Genomic DNA, 8,836 nt, shown 5'->3' with positions numbered 1-8,836 from the left:
TTACTGGATTGCGTTACGCAATAAAAGCTTTCATTATTATAACCGGTTTTACCTCTTGCTTAGTATGGCGGGCAGTTTCATTATTCCGCTTTTTAATTTCAACTGGTTCACTATCGATAAACAGGCTATGCCGGTTTCACTGGAAACATTTAAATATATCACTCAACAGATCACGTCTGGGCATGCATCTACTATTTCCTGGCAGGCTATTGTTTTGTATGGGGTTATTGGCCTCAGCCTGTTCCTGCTACTGGTACTTGCCTTTAATATTTTTAAAGTATATCAATTAAAAAGAAGATCGGCTGTTGTTGAAATGGAGGGTATTGATTTTATTTATACCAACCTCGATCAGGCTCCTTTCTCCTTTTTAAATAACCTGTTCTGGAAAGAATCTATCTCACTGGATGATGATTTTGGACAAAAGATCTTTAAACATGAGCTCACGCATATTCACCAGAAACATACGCTCGATGTGCTTTTCTGCCAGATCATCAACTCTATCTGCTGGATGAACCCATTCAACTGGCTCATTCAAAAAGAGCTGAAGGCCATTCATGAATTTATTGCCGATAAAGAAGCCATTGGCAACAACAATGTGGAAGATTTTGTGCAGTTGTTATTGCAGGCGCATTATGGAAAGCACTTTCTCAATCCCACTCACGCATTCTATTATTCATCTATTAAACGAAGATTAATTATGTTAACAACAACAAACAACGCACGATTCAAGTTCCTGCGTAAGGTATTGGTACTGCCCGTTACTTTTGCAGCCATTGTTGCCCTGTCAGTTTCAGCTACTGAAACCAAGGCAACACCCGCTGTTTCTTCTGTTGTGAAAAACGACACTGTACCTGTCAAATCAGTTACAGTTGAGGCAATTCCTATGGAGAAACATAGGAAGTCAACCACCATTAAACCTAAAAAAACCGATGCCGTTAAGACTGCTACTTTTCAAGAGGTAAAAGTTGAAGAGATTTCCCAAACACCCAAACAACCTAAACAAGGTGATAAAGTAAGTATTAAACTTGAAGCCATGTTGTATGTTGTAGATGGCAACGTGACCAGTGTTGAAGAAGTAAAGAAACTGGAACCCGATCAAATAAAATCCATAAATGTTTGGAAAGATAAAGCAGCTACCGACAAATTTGGTACAGCTGGCGCCAATGGAGTAATTGAGATCTTTCTGAAAGAAATTAAATGAATTAAAATATTTTAGCTATACATTAAATGGGGCCGGCGGCAACCGGACCCATTTTTTATTTATACTACTGCTAAACTAACTCCTGATCTTGTAAGTCCTTATCATCATGGCTTCTTTATTATTCTTTAATAAAGGAAATGCTTTGCAGGTTAAACCCGCATTTAATTTTTACTGTTGAATAAGGGCCTTGCTAAAAAAGGTTAGCCGTCCTGATGTGCCGGGACGGCTAACCATAGAGGCTTATGATCCAGGGTATTGATTTAATTCCGGATTTTTGGCCAGTTCTGATTGCATGATTGGAAAAAACATCGGGACTACTTCATAGGAGTAACTTGTTATAATAGTTTTATTAAAATTATTAGCATAGGGTACGTTGATCGGGTTTGGGGGCTGCGGCCTGTTTGGCAGAATGGGCAATAAGGACAATCGCTTTTGTCGCATATATGGCAGCTGTTTGTTTTTTTTCTCTTTGTAAATATGCAAACAAATGGCAGCCCTAACCAAATTTTGGCTACGTCAAAACCTCTACAAAAAAAACTAATTATTGACTATCATACAGTTAAATAACTCAGACAATTACCCGGTTATGGAGATCAGGAAATCGTACAAACTGGCTTCATTGCTGGTTAGTCCCAGTTTTTTACGCAGGCGATAGCGACCGGTTTCCACGCCGCGGATGGAGATGCTCATCAGGTGGGCAATCTCTTTACTGGTTAAATTCAAACGCAGGTAGGCGGCCATTTTTAATTCAGTGGCGGTCAAATCGGGCCATTGCTCTTTCAACTTTTTCAGAAAATTGGAGTGTACCTGGTCAAAATGTTCGGTGAATTGTTCCCATTCTTGGGTAACATCGAGTTCGCTATCGATGAGGCGGATGATCTTTTGGAATTCCCTTGACCCGGCTTTGGTTTCTTCATTATTTTTAAAGGCGTTGAGGTCGTCCTTAATTTTTGAAAAGATCTCCATTTTTCGCACCAGGTTCATGGCAGCCGAAGCCAGTTGTGAATTCTTATTTTCAATGTCTGCCTGCAGCTTTTCATTTTTCAGCTCAATGATCTCCTTTTCCCGTTTACCCATTTGTAACTCGTGCATCATCTGCAATTGCTTTTGCTCCCCGGCATAGCGTTGTTCCTGTTGCAACAGTTTTTGCGCTTCGCGTTTGCGGTATTTTTGTTGCTGTCTTTTGTAGAACCAGTACAACAAAGCAAAAAGTGATATGGCATATAAGGTATAAGCCCACCAGCTGCGGTACCAGGGTGGCAAAATGGTGAAGGAAAAACTGGCTACCGGCGATTCATTCTCCACATTGGTGCGGCTTTTTACCTGGAAAATATATTTACCTGGCGGCAGGTTGGTATAGTCTTTTTCCGTTTTCTGGCTCCAGTCACTCCAGCCCTTGTCGAACCCTTTTAAGTAATAACTATAAGCAATGGTATGTTGCTGGCCATATATAATGGCGCTGCATTCAAAATGCAGGGAGTTGTAAGCATACTCAATAGATTCTCTGGCTGTATTGTTTGCAGATAAAGCATACCCTCCAAAGATCAGGCCTTCCTTCCTGGCCGGTACCTGCACATTCCTAATGAGGGTAACCAGGTGGTACTTACTTTTTTTATACCGGGCGTAATTAATATGGAAGAACCCTCTTTCCGCTGCTATCAATACATTGTTACTATCGATGATATTGATGTTCTCAAATCCGTTCACTGTGATCTTGTCGTCCAGTTCAGGGATGTACATCACCCGGTAATTTTCATCCCTGCGCTCTGCTACGCCTACCCGTTTATTACTAACAAACCAGATGTTGCCGGCTTTGTCTTCCTTTAAATATTCAACCTTTATACCGTCAAACACTTTTTTAAAAAAGTCAGACGGTTTAAAATCATTGATGGCATCGTCAAACTCAAAAACGCCATTATCGGTGGCCAGTACCATTCGGCCGGCAACGTTGTACAGATGGTTATGGTTTTGGGAAAGCAATTTCTTTTTATCATTGTAATTCGTAACCACCGGTTTATTCATTCCATCATAGGAAACGATGTAGATACCTTTATAAGGGTGAATAGCCCAAATGAGATTTTTATGTTTTACTATATAGCGGGCCGACTCAAACCTGGCTTCCAGCATGCGGGTGAAACCACCATTGGCATAATTGTAAAAATTGATCCCATTATAGGTGCCTGCTATCATCACAGAAGATGGAAAACTGTCGTGCAGGGGAAGAAAGCCCCAGAAGCCGTTCTTGTTATCGAGCAATACAGCTTTATTGTCTTTTATTAAATAGGCGCCGAGGTTATGGCCCATTAGTACTTCCCCATTCACTTCTGAAATATTCCAGACCTGCCCTTTTGTATTTTCAACCAGCGAGAATGAGCTTTTTGCATAGCTGATGTCACCGTCGTTGCCGGGCAGGCTGGTTGTATACAAACCGGTTGCCACGCCCAGGTACAAAGTGTTGTTGTGAACAAGGGAAGTATAGCCGCTATTGCGGTCGATTGGTTCGGGAAAAATGTTTTTAATGGCATTATTATAGGAAACCAGGTCAATGCCATTGTCGAGCGCCAGCCAAAGGTTCTGGTCTTTATCTAAAAAAAGGTTTTGTACGTTGTTGGTTTGAATGCCTTCATTCCTGGTAAGCTGTTGAATGAATTTTCCATTTTTATCCATTATGATACAGCCACCCAGATTGGTATTGAAGGCAATGGTATTGTGCGACAATAAACGGGCGCCAAAAATGTTCCTGGCGGCCAACTCTTTTATATCAGGCGTTTCAAAAGGCGTTACTACATCGCCCTTCAAGATGAACAATCCTTTTGAAACAGAGGTTAACAGCAGGCTGTCGTGCCCCAGGTCAATCACCGATTTCAACAAGGTGCCATTGGGGAAGGTGCCGGTTTTAACCCGCGGTACCCATTGGCCTTCTTTATAATATACCAATCCATTTTCGTAATTGTATGCGAGCACTTCATTGTGGGAATACCCTAAAAAACTCCAGAAGGTGCTATTGAATGCTTTTACGGTTCTATTGTGGTAATCGAATATTTTCCGGTGGGCATGAAAGAAGATATGGTCCTCTGCAATTTGAATGGTCCATACATCGGCATAATCACTGTCCTTTATTAATGGTCGTAATGAAGTATAAACCAGTTCACCGCGTTCATTTGGAGTGAAGTAACCAATCTCCTGCTGTCCGCCAATATATATTCTGTCATTTTTATCAATGGCCAGGGAACGAACAATAGTGGCGTTGGGAATTGGATAAGTGCGCCAGAAGCTGCCATCAAAGGTCAGCAACCCGTTGTTGTTGGCGAAGTACATAATGCCGCGACTGTCCTGTGCAATGTCCCAATTCTGCCGGCCGGCTTTGTAGTCCTGTTTAAAGAAGTTGGTAATGTTGGGGATACCAATGGTGTTTTGCGCATATGCAATAGACCCGAAGTACAGTACGGTTATTAACAGGAACAATGATCTCATATGCAGCTACTCGTTTCTTTTATATTGTAAAATTAATGACTTTGACGGATAGGGCAATGAGATAGGGGATCCATAAACATAATGGCAATTTCTTACAATTTATAGATTTTAATGTGCGAATTTTATTGCCTTATTTAAAGCCTTACCATGAAACTGTTTAAAAGGATCCTTCGTATTGTTTTGTTTTTGTTGTTGGTGGCCCTGGCCTACGGCATCTGGTATGCGTGGCGGTCGTTCCCCATTATCAGCGGCTATGGAGCCAAAAATATGGCTTCGGCAGTTTTCCTGCAACATCGAAATCCTGCGGATGTGCTGAAAGAAGAACTGGATTTTTTTCCTGTTTCCAAAGGTACCTATACGATCAACCGGGAAGACTCATCGGTAACCGGTTCGGTATGGGGTTTTGCCAAACGAAAAGCCATTTACAGAACTGGTGTGGGTTGCACGCTGGTGAACGATTTGTCTGAGGCCGAAATACGAAATCAGCATTTTAATTTGCCCGCCATTCCCCCGCAAAACAGGGACTCCATTGCCTGGCCGTATGGTGATAAAATATCCGACAGCCTTCCACCCAACTTTGATAATAAAGCCCTGCAACAGGCCATTGACAGCGCCATGCAAATGCCTTCTAAAAGAGGAACTCCCGCTTATACCCGCGCCTTCCTGGTTGTGTATGATGGAAACATCGTTGGCGAACGCTATGCCTCCGGGTTCAATAAAAATACAGTACAGATCGGCTGGTCAATGACCAAGAGCTTGACCTCCGCCGTTATAGGTGTGCTGGTGAAAGCAGGCAAACTAAATCCGGATGCACCCGCACCTGTACCGGAATGGCAAAACACCAATAAAGAAAAGATAAAGCTTAAGGATCTGTTACATCAATCTTCGGGACTGGATTATACCGAAGATTATAATGGCCCCAGCGAGGCAACAAATATGTTGTTCAAACGGGGCGACATGGGCGCCTTTACCGCCAAATTACCACTGAAGTATGAACCGGGCACTATATTCTATTACTCCAGTGGCAATGCCAACATCCTGAGCCGGATCATTCGCCATACAGTGGGTGATTCCGTGTATGCCGGCTTTCCTTATAAGGCTTTGTTTCATAAGATCAATATGTATTCACTGGTGCTGGAGCCCGATGCTTCCGGCACTTATGTAGGCTCTTCTTACAGCTACGCCAGCGCCCGCGACTTTGCCCGCTTTGGATTATTTTATTATAATAATGGTGTATGGAACGGGGAACAATTGCTTCCCGCAAACTGGGTAAAAGAAACGATTCAACCCGCTGCTTCCAACAAACAACAGCGCTATGGTTACCAGTTCTGGCTGAATGGACAGGATGATAAAGACCCCAGCAAACGCTGGTTTCCCGATGCGCCGGCCGACATGTTCTTTGCCGACGGTTATGGCGGACAGAACATTTTCATAATTCCTTCTAAGAAATTGATAATCGTGCGCCTGGGCGTTCACACTGTTGATGAAAATAAATATCTCAGGGAGGTGATCGCCGCTGTAAAGAACTGATCCCCGGAAATTAACCAGTAATTGTTTGAATTTTGCAATCTTTTGTTTGAATCCCATAAAGCCCCGGCCATGGGAGCGTCGTAATTTTACAAGGAAGGACTGATACGAATCAGCCTTTTAAAACTACAAATTGCTTAAATTTACGATATGGCCAAGACAGAAACACTGGAAGATTTTTATCGCCAGAAAATGAACTGGTTGCCAGATAACCTGAAAAAAGATATCGGGCACTTTAATGTATTCAAGGTAGAGGATTGCGTGGGTCAGGGTAAAACACCGGTTGAATATACCCGCCGTGATTATTACAAGATAGCCCTGATGCAAGGTTCATATGTATATCATTATGCAGAAAAAAGCCTTGAAGTATCAGGCTCTACACTTATATTTTTCAGTCCCAATGTTCCCTATACGTTTCAACCGTTGACCGATGACCCCAAAGGCGCATTTTGCATTTTCAGGGAAGCATTTTTTACCGAACGTATCCGTGGCGGCATCAAAGACCTCCCCATGTTTATTGCGGGTAACAAACCCAGCTACGGATTGGATAAATCGCAGGACAAATTTGTAAGCCAGATATTTGATAAGATGATCGATGAATTGAAATCGGACTACGTATATAAGTACGATCTCATTCGCAACTACATTATGGAGATGATCCATTATGCGTTGAAGATGCAGCCTACGGAAACCCTGTATCAGCATACAGATGCCAATGCACGCATCACGGCTGTTTTTACCGAATTGTTAGAACGGCAGTTCCCGATTGAATCACCCACCCAGCGATTCACCTTACGTTCAGCCCGCGATTTTGCAGAACAATTATCGGTACACGTCAATCACCTTAACCGCGCCATCCGCCTTACTACCGGTAAAACAACCACCGATCATATATTTGACCGGCTGATAAGTGAAGCAAAGACATTATTAAAACACACTAACTGGAATATTTCCGAGATCGGTTATAGCCTGGGGTTTGAGGAACCGGCGCACTTTAATCATTTTTTCAAGAAGCAGACGAGTATGACGCCGTCGTCGTTTCGTAATTAGCTTTCGTGATGACTTGGGGAGAGTTGACCAGTTAACCAGTTGACGAGTTGACCAGGTTAAATGCAAGTTGATAGGTTGACAAGTTAACTAATTGACATGTGATATAGGCTGAATGAATTAAGTAAGAATTAGGAGGAAAGAATTGTCCAGCAGTTCTTTCCTCCTACTTTTTTGCCCTCTACCCTTCAACACTTCCTCGCAGCGCATCTAAAAAACGCAAATCACACTCTGCCTGTATTTTCCTTTATCAACTCCATAAACCCTATCAACCTACCCCACTCTTACTTCCTTTCTCACTTACTTAAGCGTTCTTTCTTGTTAACTTGTTAACCTGTTAACTTGTCAACTCACACCCATGTTTGAATAATGCAACTTTGTGTTTGAAAGCTATAATAACCCACACTACCTCTCTACATAACTTTGCCTCATCAGTTCATGAACGAGCAACAACAATTAAAAATCTTACAAAAGAAAAAACAACTTAGTATGAATAAGAAAATATGGTTTGTTACCGGCGCTTCAAAAGGTCTGGGCCTAGTTCTGGTAAAAACATTATTGAAAGCAGGTTATCGGGTAGCAGCAACTTCACGTAACATCAACGAACTGCAACAGGCAGTAGGTGATAACAGCGAAGCCTTTCTTCCTCTAGCTGTTGATCTGACAAATGAAAAAAGCGTTGAGAAAAGTATCCAGGATACCATTGCCCATTTTGGCGCTATTGACGTTGTAGTGAACAATGCCGGTTATGGCCTGTTAGGCAGCCTGGAAGAATTGTCTGATGAAGAAGTACGAGAAAATTTCGACGTGAATGTATTTGGGGTATTGAATGTGATCCGCAAAGTGTTGCCTTACCTGCGCAAACAAAGATCCGGGCATATCTTCAATATTGCATCAATTGCTGGTTTTACCGGCGCCTTCCCTGGTTTCGGAAGTTATACTGCTACTAAATTTGCCATGCATGGCTTTTCTGAATCGCTGGCTGCTGAAGTAAAACCATTCGGCATAAAAGTCTCTATTGTTTCGCCTGGATATTTTAGAACGCAGTTCCTGGCCGGCTCATTAGGTGTGCCCAAAAATGAGATCGGCGAGTATAAACTGGTGCGTGAAACGCAAGATGCACACCAGCAAAGCATCAACCATAACCAGGCCGGTGACCCAGCCAAAGCCGCAACCGTTATGATTGAAATTGCCGAACAAAAAGAACCACCGCTGCATGTATTCCTTGGCAAGGATGCTTATCAGTTTGCCGACGCCAAAATTAAAGCAGTACTGGATGATATGGCCGCAGTAAAAGAGCTGGCTACGTCAACCGATATTGACCAATAGTTAAATAACAATCCGCAAATCGAGTAGGTGGCGTAGGATTAGTTCCTACGCCGACCTCTCCCACCACCGTACGTACCGTTCGGTATACGGCGGTTCCCTAATTTAGTAAACGCGCATTCAGGTAACAGTCCGTGAAGAATAGAAAGCCCGCATCTCTCAACCGGGTGTTAGTGGCTGTCGTGGACAGTATCCAACTGTTGGCGGTGTGCCAGTAACCCTTCCGGGTGTTAGCATGTTGCCATGCCTTGTATTGCGGGA

At 42.8% G+C, this 8,836-nt stretch carries 5 protein-coding genes; 4 read left to right on the top strand and 1 reads right to left on the bottom strand.

Annotated elements, in window-relative coordinates; genetic code table 11:
* On the top strand, window positions 1–1,201 hold a 1,201-nt coding region (locus ACJ751_RS26990; RefSeq protein ID WP_407748649.1), incomplete at its 5' end, for a M56 family metallopeptidase.
* Window positions 1,202–1,777: 576 nt separating this feature from the next.
* Here the strand turns inward: ACJ751_RS26990 and ACJ751_RS26985 are convergent.
* A complete protein-coding gene (locus tag ACJ751_RS26985; protein ID WP_407748648.1) occupies window positions 1,778–4,675 on the bottom strand; it encodes a triple tyrosine motif-containing protein in 2,898 nt (965 codons plus the stop codon).
* Between the two features lie 147 nt (window positions 4,676–4,822).
* On the opposite strand from ACJ751_RS26985, the gene ACJ751_RS26980 reads away from it, so the two are divergent.
* The 3 genes from ACJ751_RS26980 to ACJ751_RS26970 all read left to right on the top strand — a co-directional run bounded on the left by ACJ751_RS26980 (window position 4,823) and on the right by ACJ751_RS26970 (window position 8,578).
* Window positions 4,823–6,205: a serine hydrolase domain-containing protein gene (locus ACJ751_RS26980; RefSeq protein ID WP_407748647.1), complete on the top strand. Its 1,383-nt coding sequence runs from the start codon at window positions 4,823–4,825 to the stop codon at window positions 6,203–6,205.
* Between the two features lie 147 nt (window positions 6,206–6,352).
* The gene (locus ACJ751_RS26975; protein WP_407748646.1) at window positions 6,353–7,252 is read left to right on the top strand and encodes a helix-turn-helix domain-containing protein; all 900 of its coding nucleotides are present in this window, start codon (window positions 6,353–6,355) and stop codon (window positions 7,250–7,252) included.
* Between the two features lie 486 nt (window positions 7,253–7,738).
* Window positions 7,739–8,578, top strand: a complete 840-nt coding sequence (locus tag ACJ751_RS26970; RefSeq protein ID WP_407748645.1) for an SDR family oxidoreductase — start codon at window positions 7,739–7,741, stop codon at window positions 8,576–8,578.
* The last annotated feature ends 258 nt before the right edge of the window (window positions 8,579–8,836 follow it).

The sequence above is a fragment of the Niastella sp. genome (genome assembly GCF_045805085.1).
GTDB lineage: Bacteria > Bacteroidota > Bacteroidia > Chitinophagales > Chitinophagaceae > Niastella.
The sequence above is the reverse complement of the archived record's forward strand: the minus strand, read 5'-3'. Positions and strand labels throughout refer to the sequence as shown.